General features: G+C 47.1%; 16 protein-coding genes, 1 pseudogene and 1 riboswitch. Of the genes and pseudogenes, 4 read left to right on the top strand and 13 right to left on the bottom strand.

From position 1 onward, the window contains the following. Position 1: 1 nt before the first annotated feature. The 6 genes and pseudogenes from tenA to rlmN form a co-directional block, all read right to left on the bottom strand. Positions 2-685, bottom strand: coding sequence for a thiaminase II (gene tenA, locus AC1MEO_RS15385; protein ID WP_480331842.1), 684 nt, complete (start codon positions 683-685; stop codon positions 2-4). 107 nt (positions 686-792) lie between these two features. Continuing rightward, a riboswitch (TPP riboswitch) is annotated at positions 793-896 on the bottom strand. A gap of 22 nt (positions 897-918) precedes the next feature. Continuing rightward, positions 919-1,209 (bottom strand): TOBE domain-containing protein, encoded by a 291-nt coding sequence (locus tag AC1MEO_RS15380; RefSeq protein ID WP_480331840.1) that lies wholly within the window; start codon positions 1,207-1,209, stop codon positions 919-921. 25 nt (positions 1,210-1,234) lie between these two features. Beyond that, positions 1,235-1,495 (bottom strand): annotated as a pseudogene (locus tag AC1MEO_RS15375) (ATP-binding cassette domain-containing protein); the annotation flags it as partial. A 137-nt stretch (positions 1,496-1,632) separates the two neighbouring features. After that, positions 1,633-2,730, bottom strand: a complete 1,098-nt coding sequence (tnpB, locus tag AC1MEO_RS15370) for an IS200/IS605 family element RNA-guided endonuclease TnpB (protein WP_480331838.1) — start codon at positions 2,728-2,730, stop codon at positions 1,633-1,635. Next, entirely contained in the window at positions 2,714-2,980 is a 267-nt protein-coding gene (gene tnpA, locus AC1MEO_RS15365; RefSeq protein WP_480331836.1) for an IS200/IS605 family transposase, read from the bottom strand. The genes tnpB and tnpA overlap by 17 nt, the downstream gene beginning before the upstream one ends. Positions 2,981-3,236: 256 nt before the next feature. Then, complete coding sequence (gene rlmN / locus AC1MEO_RS15360; protein WP_480331834.1) at positions 3,237-4,319, bottom strand: dual-specificity RNA methyltransferase RlmN; 1,083 nt, start codon at positions 4,317-4,319, stop codon at positions 3,237-3,239. 156 nt (positions 4,320-4,475) lie between these two features. Between rlmN and AC1MEO_RS15355 the strand changes: the two genes are divergently transcribed. Next, on the top strand, positions 4,476-4,946 hold the full coding sequence (locus tag AC1MEO_RS15355) for a VOC family protein (protein WP_480331832.1): 471 nt from the start codon (positions 4,476-4,478) through the stop codon (positions 4,944-4,946). 575 nt (positions 4,947-5,521) lie between these two features. On the opposite strand, the gene AC1MEO_RS15350 is transcribed toward AC1MEO_RS15355, so the two are convergent. From AC1MEO_RS15350 to AC1MEO_RS15340, 3 genes are all read right to left on the bottom strand, one after another. Further along, positions 5,522-7,036, bottom strand: a complete 1,515-nt coding sequence (locus tag AC1MEO_RS15350) for an acetyl-CoA hydrolase/transferase family protein (RefSeq protein ID WP_480331830.1) — start codon at positions 7,034-7,036, stop codon at positions 5,522-5,524. 393 nt (positions 7,037-7,429) lie between these two features. Next, complete coding sequence (locus AC1MEO_RS15345) at positions 7,430-8,074, bottom strand: LytTR family DNA-binding domain-containing protein (RefSeq protein ID WP_480331828.1); 645 nt, start codon at positions 8,072-8,074, stop codon at positions 7,430-7,432. A 96-nt stretch (positions 8,075-8,170) separates the two neighbouring features. Continuing rightward, a complete protein-coding gene (locus tag AC1MEO_RS15340; RefSeq protein WP_480331826.1) occupies positions 8,171-9,673 on the bottom strand; it encodes an acetyl-CoA hydrolase/transferase family protein in 1,503 nt (500 codons plus the stop codon). Positions 9,674-10,110: 437 nt separating this feature from the next. Between AC1MEO_RS15340 and AC1MEO_RS15335 the strand changes: the two genes are divergently transcribed. Both AC1MEO_RS15335 and AC1MEO_RS15330 read left to right on the top strand, forming a co-directional pair. After that, a complete protein-coding gene (locus tag AC1MEO_RS15335; RefSeq protein ID WP_480331824.1) occupies positions 10,111-11,310 on the top strand; it encodes an MFS transporter in 1,200 nt (399 codons plus the stop codon). Positions 11,311-11,446: 136 nt separating this feature from the next. Continuing rightward, positions 11,447-12,334, top strand: coding sequence for a MerR family transcriptional regulator (locus AC1MEO_RS15330; protein ID WP_480331822.1), 888 nt, complete (start codon positions 11,447-11,449; stop codon positions 12,332-12,334). Between the two features lie 63 nt (positions 12,335-12,397). Here the strand turns inward: AC1MEO_RS15330 and AC1MEO_RS15325 are convergent, their stop codons facing one another. After that, positions 12,398-12,583, bottom strand: coding sequence for a hypothetical protein (locus tag AC1MEO_RS15325; RefSeq protein WP_480331820.1), 186 nt, complete (start codon positions 12,581-12,583; stop codon positions 12,398-12,400). Between the two features lie 92 nt (positions 12,584-12,675). After that, the gene (locus AC1MEO_RS15320; RefSeq protein WP_480331818.1) at positions 12,676-13,974 is read right to left on the bottom strand and encodes an NCS2 family permease; all 1,299 of its coding nucleotides are present in this window, start codon (positions 13,972-13,974) and stop codon (positions 12,676-12,678) included. A gap of 411 nt (positions 13,975-14,385) precedes the next feature. On the opposite strand from AC1MEO_RS15320, the gene AC1MEO_RS15315 reads away from it, so the two are divergent. Then, positions 14,386-15,300 (top strand): nuclease-related domain-containing protein, encoded by a 915-nt coding sequence (locus AC1MEO_RS15315; RefSeq protein WP_480331816.1) that lies wholly within the window; start codon positions 14,386-14,388, stop codon positions 15,298-15,300. A gap of 298 nt (positions 15,301-15,598) precedes the next feature. Here the strand turns inward: AC1MEO_RS15315 and AC1MEO_RS15310 are convergent, their stop codons facing one another. Then, the gene (locus AC1MEO_RS15310) at positions 15,599-16,810 is read right to left on the bottom strand and encodes a NupC/NupG family nucleoside CNT transporter (protein ID WP_480331814.1); all 1,212 of its coding nucleotides are present in this window, start codon (positions 16,808-16,810) and stop codon (positions 15,599-15,601) included. 291 nt (positions 16,811-17,101) lie between these two features. After that, positions 17,102-18,529: a DHA2 family efflux MFS transporter permease subunit gene (locus AC1MEO_RS15305; RefSeq protein ID WP_480331812.1), complete on the bottom strand. Its 1,428-nt coding sequence runs from the start codon at positions 18,527-18,529 to the stop codon at positions 17,102-17,104. Between the last annotated feature and the right edge of the window lie 37 nt (positions 18,530-18,566).

The following is an 18,566-nucleotide window of genomic DNA, read 5'->3' as shown; positions in this document are numbered from 1 at the left end:
ATTAAACACCCACCTTGCCGATGGAATCTACGGACCACGACTCTTTTTTCCATGCCTGGTCCCAGAAATTCCATTCATAATAGCTGCTCTTGCGGAAACGGTTTTTCAATTCCTGCCGGCGTATTTCGGACAGCCCTTCCGCCAATTGGTCCATGCGGGAAATCTGTTCGTTGACGAGTGCGCCGAACTCCTCGGAACCATAAGTTGCGATCCACCGGTTGTAGATGGGATGATCCGGCTTGGCATTTTTCAAGCGTTCTCCGATTTCATAATAAAGCCAATAGCAGGGCAGGATGGACGCCAGCACATCCGCCAAATCACCTTCTGACGAACGGTACATATGCGATACATACGCATAAGCAGTCGGCGAAGGTTCAAACTCTGCCCATTCTTCTTCTGTGACTTCAAGAATTTCCATGAACGATTCATGCAACGCCAGCTCAGCACTGCAGGTATGTGCAGAATGGAAGGCAAAACGCTGGGTGGTTTCCAGATCTGTGGCTTTCGATGCGCCAATAGCCTGCATTTTTGCAAAATGCGATAAATAATAGGCGTCCTGCATTACGTAAAAGCGAAATCTATCAATCGGCAAAGTTCCCTCTTCAATTCCTTTCACAAACGGATGATCAAAACTCGCCTGCCACAGGCTGTCGCATTCTTTTCTTACTTCTTTACAAAATGTCATTTCACTATCTCCTTTGTGGGCGCCCGGCTTTTCGGACGCTTTTTTGGCAAACAAAAAACGCCGCTTCCCGGCAAAGGGAAGCGGCGTATGCAGTCGATAGAAGAAATAGCAGACGGTCGCCACTTCCCTCCGCTGGTATGATCCAGATCAGGTTCAAAGGGTCTGAGCTTATGCTCGTCTCAGCCGATATCCGGCCCCCCTAGTGGTGTTTTTTATTTGTGTTTTCGAAATCACTATATCATACTTTCTGATAATTCAATAGTCTTTATGCGATTTCCCGTTTCCTCATCAAAGAAATGGGCATGGGCCATATCGAATGCCAGCGTTGCTGTATGGCCGGGTTCAATCGTCGTGGCAGCATCGACACGCGCAATAAATTCCTGCTCTGCATAAACCGCATGAAGGATCGTTTCGGCTCCTGTCAATTCAGCAACCGATATGACCGCTTCGAATTCACTCGCCGGCATGCCTGACAAATCTTCGTTGTTGACATGGATATGCTCCGGACGGATCCCCAAGGTCACCGCTTTGCCTTCATAGCCTCTACTTTTCAAATACCGTCAAATCTGGATACAAGGCATAATTCTGAAAAACCATCGCAATATCGCGATCTTTCGGCTCGACCCCATTCATCAGCTTGCCATCTATATAAAATTCACCTTCCGTTATTTCCTCCAAGCCCGCAATCATCCGGAGAGTGGTTGACTTTCCACACCCTGATGGACCGACAAAGACGATGAATTCTTCATTTAGAATGTGCAGATTAAAATCCGATACGGCAAGAGCGCCATTGTCATACCTTTTTCCCAGCTTGTGAACTACTCACGACTAAAGCCGCGAGCTTCCTACAAACATCTTCCTTGCGTGCGTCTGTTGTAACGTCCAGCGCATGCAGCGGGAATGATTACGGTAGGCTCAAAAGACGGTTCCCGCCTCCTACTTGAATCTTATAACGCCAGTGCCAATAAATTCTGACTGGCATTGATGTCCCGGTCATGGTGTGTTCCACAAAGTGTACATGTCCACGAACGAATCGCCAGGGGTTTCCTGGAACCTCTATCCCCACAGGCCGAACAGATTTGGCTGGATGGGTACCATCTGTCGGCTTTAATCAGCGTACGCCCCAGCCACAACGCCTTGTATGCGAGCTGGCGCGTGAATTCAGACCAACTGACACCCGCAATGGCTTTGGCCAACCGGCGATTCCGCATCAGGTTTTTGCTGGAAAGCGTCTCGATGGCGATCACTTGGTTTTCGTGAACGATCCGGTGAGACAACTTATGCAAAAAGTCTTTGCGCTGATTGGCAATCTTTTCGTGTTTTTTTGCAACGACCACTCGCGCCTTGTCCCGGTTTTTGCTGCCGTGTTGTTTGCGCGACAACCGTTGCTGGGCGCGTTTTAATTTCTTTTCCGCTTTTTGCAGATATCTGGGATTGGCTATTTTTTCTGAAATCCCCGCATCGTTTGTGGTGATCGCGAAGTCGGTTAGCCCTAAATCGATGCCGATTTTATGCGGAGCCGGAATCCACAACAGGTCGTCTTGCTCGACAAGCACGGAAATATAATAATGACCGCTGGGTTTCATGCGCACCGTACAGGACTTGATGGTGCCCGTAAACTTCCGGTGCTGCGTGAATTTGACGAATCCGATTTTGGGCAATTTGATGCGTTTGCCTTCGATTCGAATCGACCCTTTTTGATTGTTTGTTTTGTAACTGGCTTTTGACCGATGTTTGGATTTATACACCGGGAAGTTCGCGCCTTGTTTGAAGAACTTCTGGTACGCCGCGTCTAAATTGAGTTTCGCATTGGCCAGCGCCAGATTGTCGATTTCTTTCAGCCACGGGAAGTCCTGTTTGAACGATGTGTACATACGTGGCTTAATTGACCGCAACAGTTGCGGGTCGTGCTTGTATTTTTCGTAATGGTCTTTCCGGTCAGCCAGCATCTGGTTGTAGAGAAACCGCACGCTGCCGAACGTTTTCGCAAAATACGTTTGTTGCGACGCCGTTGGATACAGCCGATAGCTATAGGCTTTCAGCATGCGGTTTCCCCTCATTTCCAGTTGATTTGTTCGTCTGTTGTGGCGTACAACTGATAAGCATATGAACAGGGTCTTTATCTGTTTCGAGTGAGAGAATTTCAATTTTTTGTTCATCCGCAATCTCCCGAAGAACCTCTTTGGTGTCGCGTTCGACGTCGCCGATTAAGACGGCATTCCGGTATTTAACACACCATACGATGTGATAATGTAAAGAGTAGACATAACCCCTACCTTTAGTAGCTTTTGTCATCTCGTTCACCTCTACATGTAGTGGAACGTATGCAGAGCAAAAAATCAAAAAAGAGCATTCGCTAACTCACGACTAAAGTCACGAGAGTGCGCTCACAAGTTCTTCAATTTTAATCTCTGCCATTCTGCATTCTCCTTTTTATCATTTTTAATCTTAATTATAGTGAATTATCTGCGAATTACAAATCCAGTCCCAAGAACTGAATAAAGAAAAAAAGCGTTCCTGAAATTAATCAGAAACGCTTTTCTCTATGGCATTAGACAGTTATTACTTTTTTCTCTTTTTTCTCTTTTTTGATTTGCTTGCTTCGCAATTGTCCACAGGCGGCATCGATGTCGGCGCCCTGCTCGTGGCGTACGCCACAGTTGATGCCTTTTTTCTTCAACGCATCGTAGAAAGCCGTGATGGCTTCCGGCGTGCTTTGCTGATACTGATCGTGCTCATCAACTGAGTTGTAAGGAATCAAGTTGACGTAGGACAGATGGCGCTTGTCTTCCAGCAATTTCGCCAATTGATTCGCTTCTTCCACGTGGTCGTTGACGTCGCGCAATAAAATATATTCAAATGTGATGCGGCGGTTGGATTTCTCCAAATAGTAATCAATCGACGCCATCAGTTTTTCGATCGGATAAACTTTATTGATTTTCATGATGCGTGTACGCAATTCATTGGTTGGCGCATGGATTGAAATGGCCAGGTTCACTTGCAGGCCTTCATCTGCGTAATCATAGATTTTCGGTACGATGCCGCTAGTTGATACTGTAATGTGGCGAGCTCCAATAGCCAAGCCTTTTTGCGAGTTGACGATGTTCAGGAAGCCCATCAAGTTTGCATAGTTATCGAATGGTTCACCGATACCCATTACAACAATATGGCTGACACGCTCTTCTTTTTCCTGTGTGTCAAAATGCGCCTGTACTTGCATGATCTGTTCAACGATTTCGCCCGCGTTTAAATCACGGCTCTTTTTCAAAAGTCCGCTGGCACAGAAACTACAGCCGATGTTGCAGCCGACCTGTGTCGTTACACAGACGGAATTTCCGTATTTAAAGCGCATCAATACCGTTTCGATCAAGTTGCCATCCTGCATTTCGAATAGGAATTTGATCGTGCCGTCTGCCGATTCCTGCTTAACTGTCTCTTTCAAAGTACGGATTGCGAAGTTATCTTCGAGCAACTGGATGCAATCCTTCGAAAGATTGTTCATCTCCTCGAATTCGGTGACGCGTTTAATGTACAACCAGTCCCATACCTGTTCAGCACGGTATTTTTTCTGGCCGTTTTCTAAAAACCATTCTTTTAACTGATCTATCGTTAATCCATAGATGGAATTTTTCATTTTAGTACCCTCATTTCAAATTTCACAATTGCTTATTATAATACTAAAAATAACGCTTGACAACAACTATTTTTGTTTAGACAGAAAAATCTGATTAAATATCTTGCTTATTTTGCTCTTCCAATGGGTACAGAAAGATAAAAAGGAGTGGGTTTTATGAGTACGATTACACATGTGGGACTTGCTGTTCCTGACTTGGATCGAGCCATCGATTGGTACAGAAATGTATTTAATTTCTATATATTGGCAGGTCCATTCCACTTTAATGTTGAAGAAGAAGATTCAGATGCCATGACACTGGATTTGCAGGGAAGCAAACTGAAAAAGATGCGCAATGTCCACCTGATGTCCTCAGGCGGCGTCGGTATCGAGCTTTTCGAATTTCAGGATCCTACATATTACACTGAACACCATTTTCCCCATGCCGGTTTCTTTCACATTTGTCTGGTTGTCGATGATCTTGTCGGAACCATCGAAAAAGTCGTTCAGCATGGCGGCAAACAGCGCAGCAAAATTTGGAATGTCAATAAAGGCAAACCCCATTACCTGGTTTATACCGAAGATCCTTTCGGTCACATCGTTGAATTGTACACACGCAGCACCGCTGAAATCTACGGCAACTGGTAATTGAAAACCCAGGCAGCCTGTCTTAGGCTACCTGGGTTTTTATAAAATATAGGGCGCTTGCGCTTTTCTTATTGTCCAGACTCCAGCAGCCAGCCTCTCGAGTCGCTTCAGCCTTACCAGCAATGGCACAGAACGCCATTACCGGCAAGGCTTCCAGCGCTTGTCGAAGGTCCGCAGGATGCGGATCATGTAAGCGTTGCGACAGGAAGTCGCGCTTTTAGCTTACGTTCCTCTAGTCGGCTGCTTGCGCTTTTCTATTGTCCAGACTCCAGCAGCCAGCTCCTTGGGTCATAAGCCAACCCAGCTGTCTAGTTCAGTGCCTAGCTCTTCGGGATGTAAGCCGATCTGGCTGTACGGCTGAAAACATGCCGCTTCGCCAGCTCATCTTACACCTGTCAGAGCTGAACAGGCACTTCTACTTTTCGTGCTACACGTGCGCTTGCGCTTTTCTATTGTCCAGACTCCAGCGCCCAGCTCCTTGGGTCTTAAGCCACTCTGGCTATGCGGCTGAAAACATGCCGCTTCGCCAGATCGTCTTAAGCCCGGCAGAGCTACACGGGCGCTTGCGCTTTTCTTTAGATCAATTGCTCTTTTTTCTGAAGCATAGTACCGTTTTTAGCTAAGTCTACGTGCCATGACAAGGCTTTTTCCAATACGTGCGGTGTATGGCCGCCGCGTGTTAAGGCCTCATCGTAATATTCACGAAGTTGAGCGCGGTATGTTGGGTGCACACAGTTTTTCAGGATAACTTCTACGCGTTCACGTGGAGCCAGTCCGCGAAGATCTGCATAGCCCTGCTCTGTTACGACCACATCCACATCGTGTTCCGTGTGATCCACGTGGGATGCAAACGGTACGACGCTTGAAATGTTTCCGTTTTTGGCAATTGATTTTGTTACAAAAATCGCCAGACGTGCATTTCGTGCGAAATCGCCTGAACCGCCGATGCCGTTCATCATTTTCGTACCGGAAACATGCGTTGAGTTGACGTTTCCATACATATCGAATTCCAAAGCCGTATTGATTGAAATCAATCCGAGTCGACGGATAATTTCAGGATGATTGGAGATTTCCTGTGGGCGCATAATGATTTTGTTGCGGTAGTTTTCGAATTCTCCAAAGACTTGTTTCATTTTCGGTTCAGATAATGTAATTGAGCAGCAAGATGCGAAGCTTACTTTTCCAGCATCCATCAAATCAAAGACTGCGTCCTGCAGAACTTCCGAGTATACTTGTAAATCTTTGAATTCAGAATCGATCATGCCGTGCAAAACAGCATTCGCTACAGATCCGATTCCTGATTGCAAAGGAGCTAATTTCTCTGTCAATCGGCCGTCACGGATTTCAGAACGCAAAAATTCCAACAGGTGGTCGGCCATGATTTGTGTATCTGCATCCGGTGGCAGGATAGTTGAAGGAGAATCCAATTGTTCAGTGAAGACAATGCCTCGGACTTTCTCCATATCGATTGGAATTCCAACAGTGCCGATACGCTGATCGACGGCTGTCAATGGAATCGGTGAACGCTCGCCTTGTTTTCCAGTATCATAGATGTCATGCAGGCCTTCAAATAATTCAGGCTGCGCCAAATTGATTTCTATAATGATGTTCTTCGCGTGCTTCGCAAACACAGCATTATTCCCGACAGAAGTTGTCGGAATGATCATGCCGTCCTCTGTAATAGACAAGGCTTCTAAAATTGCAAAATCAATGGTTTCTGTGACTCCTGTACGAATCCATTCTGCTGTATGCGATAAGTGATGATCCACGAACAGCATTTCACCATCATTGATTTTCTTGCGCATTGCCGGTTCTGCCTGGAACGGCAAACGTTTGTTGATGATCCCTGCTTCCGCAAACAACCGATCGATGTCTGAACCTAATGAAGCTCCTGTGAAAACGTTGACTTTAAAGCTTTCATTTTCCGAACGCTTGACTAATGCTAAAGGAACCGCTTTCACGTCTCCAGCGCGCGTAAACCCACTAAGGCCCAGAGTCATTCCGTCTTCTATCCATGAAGCCGCCTCTTCTGGCGTAACCACACGATCCTGTAATTGTTTTGCTTTGATGCGTTCAAGTTTTTTTTCCATTAATATCACTCTCTTCCAAGTTTAGTTTTACTAGCTACGTTCTTCAATAAAGCGTTTTCATGAGCGGTCGCTCAGTTCTAAATCGCATTTTACGCAAAAAGGGTATAGATTTTCATCATCTATCATCTTTTAATTATTAGATAATTGTAACTTATTCTGTTTCAGAATTGATTTTTGCAGAGCGGAAAAGAGTTTTTTCATGCCAAGAAGAGAAAAAGATGGTTAAAGCAGCATATTTTCAATAACTAAAAAAAGCACCCGTACGCCTCTGGCACGAGTTGGACTGGCGTTTTTTCTTTTTCATTATTCAGAATCTGGCTGTGCGGCTGAAAACACGCCGCTTCGCCAGATCGTCTTACCCCTGTCAGAGCTGAACAGGCACTTTCACTTTTCTTAGAACCCCAAAAGTTTTCTGAAGTAGCTGGAATAGGACTGGCTGACGGGGATCCGTTCTCCGTTATTCATCGCCAGGACAAATGTGGAGTGTGTGTCCGGGTAAATTTCTTCTATATGATGGACGTTGACGATGAATGAGCGATGGCAGCGGATGAACGATTCACGCGGCAATAGAAATTCGAATTCCTGAAGGGAGTTTTTATTGGTTCCCGAATAGCCTTCCGCATGGACATGGGTTTTGCGGTCCTTGACTTCCAAATACTTAACTTCGGTGAACGGAATCGGTTTCCAGCCATCGGGGCTTTTCACAGTAACCACTGACTTCCCTTCAGTAAACGCTGGATAGATAGCCATGACACAACCCTGCAGTTCACCTTCGTGTTGAAATGGCACAGCCATTCCATGGTAAGGGACGCCAAAAATTTCGCGATTGATGAATTCAGAAGTTTTCTGATTTGCCAGCAACGCTTTATACGCGATGGTTCCCGGCTTTACCAGGTCTCCTGCCTTTATTTTTAAATCCACTCGCTTGCTTGGCCTGTAATAGATATATTCTTTTGTGTTTGTTACAGCTATTGAAATTTCATCAGAGAACAGTTCCCCCATGACGTCCAACAACGAACCCAATGTAAAACTTTCCATTGTACCCCTCCTGTTTCAACTCATTGTTTTGATTATACACGAAAAGCTTTCTTTCCATTAAAAAACCAGCCCTTGCTCAGGACTGGCCTTGTACTGTTATTCGGATAAAAGCATCGTTCCATTTTCCATTAAATTAGCATGCCAGGAAAATGCTTTTTCCAAAACATGCGGGGTCTGTCCACCGCGCAGCAGCGCTTCTTCATAGTAAGCTTCCATCTGATCCCTGTACATCGGATGGACACAGTGCTTGATGATCAAGGGCACCCGCTCACGCGGAGCGAGTCCGCGCAAATCTGCGTAGCCCTGTTCGGTTACCAACACATCGACATCGTGCTCGGTATGGTCTACATGCGTGGCAAACGGCACAACACTTGAAATGATGCCGCCTTTGGCGATCGATTTGGTGACGAAAATGGACAAACGGGCATTGCGCGCAAAATCGCCGGAACCGCCGATGCCGTTCATCATTTTAGTTCCGGAAACATGAGTCGAGTTGACATTGCCGTAAATATCGAATTCCAGCGCTGTGTTAATGGAAATCAACCCGAGGCGGCGAATCAAGCCCGGATGATTCGTAATTTCCTGCGGCCGCAAAATGATTTTATCGCGATAGGTTCCAAAGTTTCCAAAAACCTGTTTCATCTTCTCTTGAGACAAGGTGATGGACGAAGCGGAAGCGAACTTCACCTTGCCTGCGTCAATCAAATCAAAGGCAGCATCCTGGAGAACTTCTGAATACATTTCCAACTCATTGAACTCCGAATCGATCAAGCCGTGAAGAACGGCATTCGCCACAGAGCCAATTCCCGATTGCAGAGGCGCAAGGCGATTGGTCAAACGCCCTGACCCCACTTCCGCCCTCAGGAAACTGAGCAGATGCTGCGCCATCATTTCAGTTTCTGCATCCGCCGGCAAAATAGTGGAAGGAGAGTCTCCTTGTGCAGTAAAGACGATGCCCCGAACCTTCTCAGGGTCAACGGGTATCCCGATTGTGCCGATGCGGTCATCAACACGGGTCAGCGGAATGGGAGAGCGCTGTCCCTGCATTCCGGGTTCGTAGATATCATGCACCCCTTTAAACAGTTCCGGCTGGGAAAGATTGATTTCGACAATGACGTGCTTTGCGTGCTTGACAAAAACTGATGAATTTCCGACTGATGTCGTTGGGATGATCATGTTGTCTGCGGTGATTTCCAAAGCCTCAATCACCGCGAAATCAATCGGTTCAATGACCCCTGCCCGAATCCATTCAGCCGTTTGGGACAGGTGCTGGTCGACATAAAGCATATCGCCGCTATTGATTTTTCTTCGCATGGCCGGGTCTGCCTGAAACGGCAGGCGCTTGTGGATGATTCCCGCTTCTGCCATCAGTTTGTCGACATCTGAACCTAAAGAAGCTCCGGTAAAAACATTCACTTTAAACTGCTCTGTTTTTGCGCGGCGAACCAATGCATATGGCACGGCTTTGGCGTCGCCTGCACGCGTAAATCCACTCAATCCGAGCGTCATTCCGTCTTTGACCCAAGAAGCTGCCTCATCGGCAGAGACCACGCGGTTCTGTAATTCAATCGCTTTGATACGCTGAAGTTTATTGTCCACCTTCATCACCCTTCAGAAGCTGTAGTTTTTTTGCCTTTCCATTTACTACATCTTATTCCCTGCCTGCCCACAATAAACACAGTTCTGAAATATTTTTTTGAGTGGCGTTGTGGGTCTGAACTCATTCAGATGTCTGCCTGCAATCTGTTTCATAGGTTCGGCAAAGGCAGCTGTTCCGGTGTTCCAGTTTCGCTTATAAAAAGCTGAAAGCTGCACTTCTTGCCCTGAATTGCAGCAGAATCCCTTTCCAGGCTTTTCACAGCCAGCCGGTAAAGTGCAGACCTCAATAATTTATTGCAAGTTCCGGCTTTAGTTGGCTTTTCCGAAGGTGAATCGCTCAAGTCTGTTCGATTGACAAGAAGTGGAAGCTCCAATAACATAGAAAAGCTGAAGAAAAAAATTCGTATAACCATATAGTAGAAAAGAGGATCCATTTCATGTCTCCAGACCAAAAAAAGAAGATTTCCATCCTGATGATCAATATGTTCATCGCCATCGCAAGCTTCGGGATCGTCATCCCGATTCTCCCTTCCTATCTCGAATCAATCAATCAAGGCGGCATGGCTGCAGGCTTGATGATCGCTATATTTGCCGCTGCCCAATTCGTCTTTTCTCCGATTGCCGGAAAATGGGCCGATCAATATGGACGCCGGAAGATGATCATTTACGGCTTACTCGGCCTAACCATCTCCATGTTCGTATTCTATGCTTCTGACTCTATTTGGGTATTGTATTTGTCGCGTGTCATCGGCGGCGTGGGAGCAGCGATGCTGATTCCTGCTATTTTCGCTTATATCGCAGACATCACGACCTTCGACCAGCGCGCAAAAGGAACCAGTTTGGTGTCTGCTGCCATGTCGCTTGGAATTGTCGTGGGACCCGGAATCGGTGGATTTTTAGCTGATTACGGTTTGAAATTGCCATTCCTCGTATCGGCACTGGTGTCCTTAGCCGCCGTCCTGTTTTCGGTCGTCTGGCTGAAAGAACACGATGCGGAAGATGCCAATCCAGCACTGGCTGCTACATTGACCGATGAAGAGTCGATGTTCACAAAAATCGGCCGTTCCACCAAGATGCCGTATTTCATTCCATTGGTCATTACACTCGTCATGAGCTTCGGCTTGTTGGCCTATGAATCAGTGGTTGGCCTCTATCTGGACAATCAATTCGATTCGACCGCCAAAGACATCGCCTTTATGATTACCGCAACGGGCGTTGTCAGCGTTATTGTACAATTGTTTATCGTCGACCGGATTGTTCGCCGTTACGGGGAAGTTGCCATTCTGGTTACGTTCCTGGGTGTTGCGGCATTCGGTTTCCTGATGTCCTTGTTTGCGGGAAGCTTTGTCATGTTCTTCGTCGTCTCACTGGTGATTTTCATGGCTACGTCCATTTTGCGTCCAGTCTTGAATACACTGATTTCAAAAATGGCTGACGGAGAAGTCGGGTTCGCTATGGGCATGAACAATGCCTATATGAGCATCGGGAATGTGATTGGGCCATTGCTTGCTGGCGTCCTTTACGATATCAATATCATTTATCCCTTCATTTTGGGCTTAATCATGTTGATGGTCACGATGTTTATCACAGTCGCTTGGCAACGTTCACGCGCTGCCAAAGCTTCTGCAGCGGTTTAATGGAAAACGGATTCTCTCCGGAGAGTCCGTTTTTTTCCTTTTTGGTGAATAATGTCTCCAGCTTTACGGGTTTGCCTACACGTTGTATAATATTTGTACAACACCAACCATAAATCTATAGAATGAAGGTAATGCTATGTATAATATTAAAGCAGCTGCCAAAATCTTAGATATGCCGAAAGTGACAATCCGCTCATGGGAAACGCGTTACAGCGCGATTACGCCTGCCCGTACGGAATCTGGACACCGCTTGTATTCGGATCAAAATCTGGAAGATTTGAAATGGCTAAAAATACAAGTGCAGGACAACGGCATGAAAATCAGCGAAGCCGTAAAAAAACTTCATGCTTCGCGCAAACAGTTTATCGTAACGAATAACGAACTTCCTCAAAAAGAGGCAATAGAATACGAGGAACAAATAAATCAACTTTTTCAGGCTGCTGCCGAGATGGATACCGAGCGCTTCAACTATTTGCTGGATCTGCATTTTTCTTTATTCCATCACCAAACAGTCTTTTTTTATATCATCGCGCCGTTGATGGTGCGTATTGGAGAGGCTTGGGAGGATGGCGTCATCAGTGTGGCTCATGAGCATATGATTACCCATATCGTCCAACAGCGCTTTAATCAATTTTTCCGCGTTTTCCCGGTTTCTCCGAACCTGCCAAAAGTTCTGGCACTCAGCCCGAGCGGCGAGCAGCATCAATTAGGCTTGCTGCTATTCACTTTGTTCATGCGGGAGAACGGTTTTTCCGTGGTTTATATCGGACCGGATACACCCCTTGAAGGCTTAGAGGAAATGGTCACCAAACAAAATTTCAAGTTGATGTGCATATCAATCGCTTCACCTAAACTCCTGCCGGTTGCTAACAAGTATATCGATGCGTTAGCGGAAGCCAATCCCGAAATGCATTTTATTCTTGGGGGGCAGGGCGTCGATTGCGAGCAGACGGAAGGCAATCGCTGGTATTTGGGCAGTGACGTAAAAGTCTGGAAGCAATGGCTGGATAAACAAAAATTTTAATCACATGAAAAAATGCCCTCAATCCGATGATTGAGGGCATTTTTGTATAGTTTTTTTATAAGCTTATTCCCAGTCGAGGTCCTGATAATCTTTCTGGTAAGGTCCGTTGTCCGTCACTTCTGAATGGTATAGCGCTTTTAAGGCAAAGTTTTTTTCAAGCTCCATTTCTTTCATCAACACTTTATAGCGTTTCTTCAATTCTGGATGATCGCTGACCAACTGCTCCATTTTAGATTTTGTGTATTTCATCTTTATCCGCTCCTTTTGAATCTTCTTCTTTCATTGTACACTGCTATAGAAAAAAACGCACTTGCCTCAGCAAATGCGTTACTGTTTTGCCCTTAACCTAAATAATGAAACACGAAATTCGCCAGGAACAATCCCGCGATTATAAACAGGACCGGTGAAACTTCGCGCCCTCTGCCCGTTGCAAGTTTCAAGATCGGATACAAGATGAATCCGAAGGCGATGCCGTCCGCAATGCTGTACGTAAACGGAATCAACACCACAATCAACAGAGCTGGAAAGCTTTCGGTCATATCTTTCATATCCAGATTCTTGATGTTCTGCAGCATCAAGCCACCGATAATGATCAGAATCGGCGCAATCGCGCTGTCCGGAATCAGTTTGATGACCGGAATAAAGAACGAAGCGACCAGAAACAACAAACCTGCCGTAATGGTCGTCAATCCTGTCCGCCCGCCTGCGGTCATTCCAGCTGCACTTTCGACCGTCGCCACTGTAGGACTCGTGCCGAAAATACCGGATGTCATCGCAGAAACGGAAGTCGCCTGGAACGCGCGGCCGAATTTCTCCGGCCGTTCGATGAACCCGACTTGTCCGTGGACCAGCCCGATGTTTTCAAACACCAGCACCATCGTCAGCGAAAAGACCGCGACCCAAAACGTCATGGACAGGATGTTGCCGAAAGACAACGCTCCGAATACCGCGAATGCTTCTGCTGCATTTATTGACGATTCGTTCATACTGCCGAAATCAATCAACCCGAAAAACGAAGCGATGACCGTTCCTACCACAATCGTGATAAGGAAATTTCCCGGCACGTTGCGGATAAACAGCACAATCGCGATCAGAAAAGTCAGCACCGTCGCCAGCACTTGTGCTTCGGCAAGCGAACCGAGCGCCAGAATCGAACTCGTTCCACGCTCTACGATGCCGCCTTTTTCAAGACCGATCAGCATAAGAAATAAACCCAGTCCGACGGTAATCGCTTCTTTCAGCGAATGCGGCACTGCCGCGCTCAGCATTTTCGCGAAACGCGTGAATGCCACCGCCACAAAGATTACGCCGGAAACAAATACGACCGCCAGCGCTTCCTGCCACGACAAGCCCATTGACTGGACCATCGTGTAGGAAAACAACGCGTTGATCCCCATACCGGGAACCAGCAAAATTGGCACATTGCCCCAGAATCCCATGAGCAAACAACCAAAGACCGACGCCGCAATCGTTGCGACAATCGCCGCTTCAAGCGGCATGCCCGCTTCCGACAAGATCAGCGAATTGACCGCGATGATGTAGACCACCGTAAAAAAGCCGACCAAGCCAGCTGTCATTTCGCGTTTGACTGTTGTATCGTTTTCTTGAAGACCGAAATAGCGGTCCATCCAATTAAACATAGTCAATTACCTTCTATTAAATTAGCCCTCTCCCTACCCGCTCTGCCTATCGAAATAGGTAAGCCAAGATAGGAGTGTAATCCAAAAAGATGCGGGTGTCAAGAGGATATGCTTGATGAAGAGATGCGCTGGCCGCGAGCGACTGGAAAACCGTTTGAACGGCTGCAAATCGGGCTGAACGATCAGAAAATCGGGCTGAGCGACTGCAAATCCATCTGAACGACTGCAATTGGCTGAACAGCTTTATAATTGGTCGCTTTTCGCCTGCGAAAAGCCGGTATTCAGATTTTTTCACCGGCTCTGAAAATAACATAGTATCGGAGTGCTGAGTAATGCTATACTTCTATTAATTTCGAAGGAGGAGGGATTTATATAGGGAAACAAATCGATTTATTGCCACGGGTTGAAGCTTTGGAGTTGTTGCTCGCGAGACTCAAAGATCTGCATCCGCAACGCCCATTTCTTGAGCGGGAGCTCCACTGGACCGCTGCCGGAAAAAGGGGCGAGAGCCGGCTGGAGAAAAAGTTCAATGAATTCTATCTGGAGGAAGACTATCAAATCCTTTGGGACGTCAGCCTGAAGATCGACAACTGGCCTGTACAGATGGACGGCCTGCTGCTCACTGAACGCTGTGCGGTCATCATCGAGTCCAAAAACATCAATGGCCAGCTCCATTTTGATGACAAGACGGGTGAATTTTTCCGCATTACTCCGGCTGGAGAAAAAACCATTATGGAAGACCCGAGAGTGCAGTTGAATAAGAATGTCCGTTTTCTGAAGCAGTTCTTCCAGATGAAAAAAATCAATCTGCCGGTAACCGGCCTCATCGTCTTTACTGCCAAAGATTGCGAATTCGCATCCAAACCGCATCGCGCCTCTATCTGCAAAACTTATCAGATGGTCGAATACCTCTTGAAGATTCTGCAGGCTTTCCCCCATGAAGCCGAACAGATTAAACTGCCTAAACTCCAAAAAATGATTTTGACGAATCAAACCCCTTATAAACAGTCCCCTTTATGCACCTACTATTTCATTGACCCAAACGATTTGCGGCCTGGTGTTTATTGCCGACAATGCAAGTCCCTGTCTATGCGGCGTGACAAGCGCAGCTGGATCTGCAGCAGATGCAGTGTGCGCGATCCCTCCGCTCACCTTTTGGCGATCCAGGAGTACTTCACTTTTGTGGGGCCGGAGATCACCAATCGGAAATTGCGTGAGTTTTGTGGGTTTGCGTCTCCAGCCGTCGCTTCTCGCATACTGGCCAAATTGGATTTGGAAAGCTCTGGCGCTGCGAAAAATCGAACTTATCATTATCGAAAAGAGTGAGAATTACCTCCGCAAATTGCGGGGGTTTTTTTCTGAAAAATGGCTGAACGACTGCAAATCGATTTGAACGACTGCAAATTTTTTTGAACGACTGCAAATCCATCTGAACGATTGCAAATCTTCTTGAACGATTGCAAATCCGACTGAACGCTCACAAAACCCAAGACGCATCAAAAAACCGACCTGAACCCTCTAAATACAAGCCCAAAACCCCCAGAATGCCCGCTTTCCGCAAGCGAAAAGCACTAAAACCAAAAAAGGGACCTGCAGCAGCTGCAGGTCCCTCACATTATAAAGTCTAGACGAACATTCCGGCAATGGCTGCACTCAATAGTGAAGCGAGCATACCTGCCGCAACGGCGCGAATGCCGAGGCGGGCGATGTCCGGACGGCGGCTTGGCGCCATTGAACCAAGTCCACCCAGCAAAATTGCGAGTGAGCTCAAGTTGGCGAACCCACAAAGGGCAAAGCTGATAACCATTACGGTTTTTGGAGACAGATTGGCAATTTCAGGGGCAAATGCTGTATACGCAACGAATTCGTTGAGCACCAATTTTTGTCCGATAAAACTGCCGGCTTGGACAGCTTCTGCCCAAGGCACACCGATTGCCCAGGCAAGCGGTGCGAAGATGACACCCAAAATACTTTGGATTGTCAGTCCTTCAAAACCGAACCAGCCGCTGATGCCGCCGAGCATGCCGTTCAATAAGGCGATCAATGCGATGAACGCAAGCAGCATCGCACCGACATTCAAAGCCAGTTGAAGACCATCAGATGCACCGCGTGCCGCTGCATCCACGACGTTGACCGACGTTTGGTCTTTTTCCATTACAAATTCTTTTTCTTCGACTTCCTCTGTTTCCGGAATCATCATTTTAGCCATGATCAAACCGGCTGGTGCAGCCATGAAGCTTGCAGCAAGCAAGTATTCAAGCGGTACGCCGAGAAGCGCGTAACCCGCCAAAGTTGAACCGGCAACGGATGCCAGTCCCCCTGTCATCACTGCAAACAATTCGGACTTGGTCATCCCCGCGATAAACGGACGGATGACCAGCGGCGCTTCCGTCTGTCCGACGAAAATGTTCGCCGCAGCAGAAATCGATTCCGCTTTACTGGTACCAAGAAGCTTCGCTAATGCGCCTCCCAGAAGTTTGATGATGATTTGCATGACGCCGAGGTAATAAAGAACTGAAATCAAAGATGAGAAGAAAATGATGATCGTCAGTACCTGGAAAGCGAAAACAAATCCAAATCCTTCCACATCAGCCGCTGGGCCGAATACAAAGGCGACCCCTTCACCAGCATAATCGATGACATTCTGGACTTTATTCGAAAGGCCCAACAGGAGTTTTCTCCCAAAGTCCCATTCCAGCACCATAAACGCAAACGTAATTTGGATGGCTAATCCGCCGAGAATTGTCCGTGGCTTGATAGACTTCTTGCCGTTTGATAATAAGAAGGCGATTCCAAGAACAACGAATACGCCAAAGATGCCCCACAATAAATTCACAACTTCACCTCATCGGTATTATTTTTTATCCCGCTTTAACGGTCAGTAACACCCCCACTTTTGCAAGTGAAAGATCCACTGACCGTAAAAGCCAAATTACATCAACTACCACTTAGTGAGGAAAAGAAAATCTTCACTAAATAAAACTTCTATTTATCAGAAAATTAAGCAAATATTTTGTTTAACTCATCTGTCGTCAGACATCTTACCAAATCTAGAGAGAGAAGTAAATGACTATCTTGTGACAAACTTTTAACGCATTCGTCCGTTTTTATTCTATGGGCAAGTCTTTTATTCGCCTCCGTCTTCCACTTCGATTTCAGGACCGGTTTTTCTGAGAAAAAATGCCAAAACCACCCCAATGATGCTCAAAATACCGACCACCATAAATGAAATATTAACCCCTCGTATCAGGCCCTGCACGCCGTATTGTTCAGGGTCCAGCGCAGTGCTTGTCATGACAGTCACCAGGAGCGCCGTTCCGATTGATCCGGATACCTGCCGCATGGTATTGCTCATTGCCGTGCCATGCGGAATCAACCGCTCCGGCAACTGATTGAGGCCGGCCGTCGTCACCGGCATCATGACCATCGCCACCCCGAACATGCGGATGGCGTGCGTGATCGTTAAGTACAGGAAAGAAGTGGCAGCGGTCAACACCGTAAACTGGAAAGTCGACACCGCCACAATCGATAAGCCGACAACCGCCAGCCATTTGCCTCCTATCTTATCAAAAACCCTGCCGGCAATCGGGTTCATCAAGCCCATAATGATGGCGCCCGGCAACAGCATCAGCCCTGACTGGAGCGCCGTAAAGCCGTGCATATTCTGCATATAGATTGGCAGGATCGTGGCACTGCCGATCATGGAAATAAAAACGATGACACTTAAGATGGTGGATAAAGTGAAAATCCCATAGGAAAATACCCGGAATTCCAAAATCGGCTCATCCAGCCGGAATTGGCGGCGGATAAAGAATACCAGCGAAACGATGCCGACGACAATGGAGATAGACACTGCAAGACTGTCCCAGCCCAGCGAGCCGGCACTCGAAAAACCGTAAAGAATTCCGCCAAAGCCCAACGTCGACAAGACTATCGATAAGTAATCCAAAGTCGGAAAAGTTTGCTTGGTGACGTTTTTCAGGAAAAAGTACGCCAAGGCCAAATCCAGCAAGGCAATCGGAATGACGATGTAAAATAAGGCGCGCCACGGGTATTGGCCGACGATCCAGCCTGATAATGTCGGACCGATCGCCGGAGCGAAGGAAATGACCAACCCGAACAAGCCCATCGCCTGCCCGCGTTTTTCCACTGGAAAAATGATGAACAGCACTGTCTGCGTCAACGGCATCATGATGCCCGCTCCAGCCGCCTGGACAATCCGCCCGACCATGAGCACCGAGAATCCCGGAGCAAAAGCACAAATGATGGTGCCGGCCGCAAATAAACCCATCGCTACAAAAAACAGGTTGCGCGTTGAAAATTTCCCGATCAAAAAAGCGGTGATGGGAATCATGACCCCGTTGACCAGCATAAAGACAGTCGTCAGCCACTGTGCCGTGTTGGCGGAAATGTTCAAATCGTCCATAATATGCGGCAGTGCTGTCGCCAGCAAGGTTTGGTTGAGGATGGCCACAAACACTCCAGCCATCAGCACCGCCAGGAAGGGCCCTTTCGCAATATCATTTTCTGTTTCCTTCTGCCGGATCTCCGCCATCGCCTCTTCCCCCTACGACCGTCTTTACTTTATTGCT

The sequence above is a fragment of the Planococcus sp. BI3 genome, from assembly GCF_056680115.1.
The sequence above is the reverse complement of the archived record's forward strand: the minus strand, read 5'-3'. Positions and strand labels throughout refer to the sequence as shown.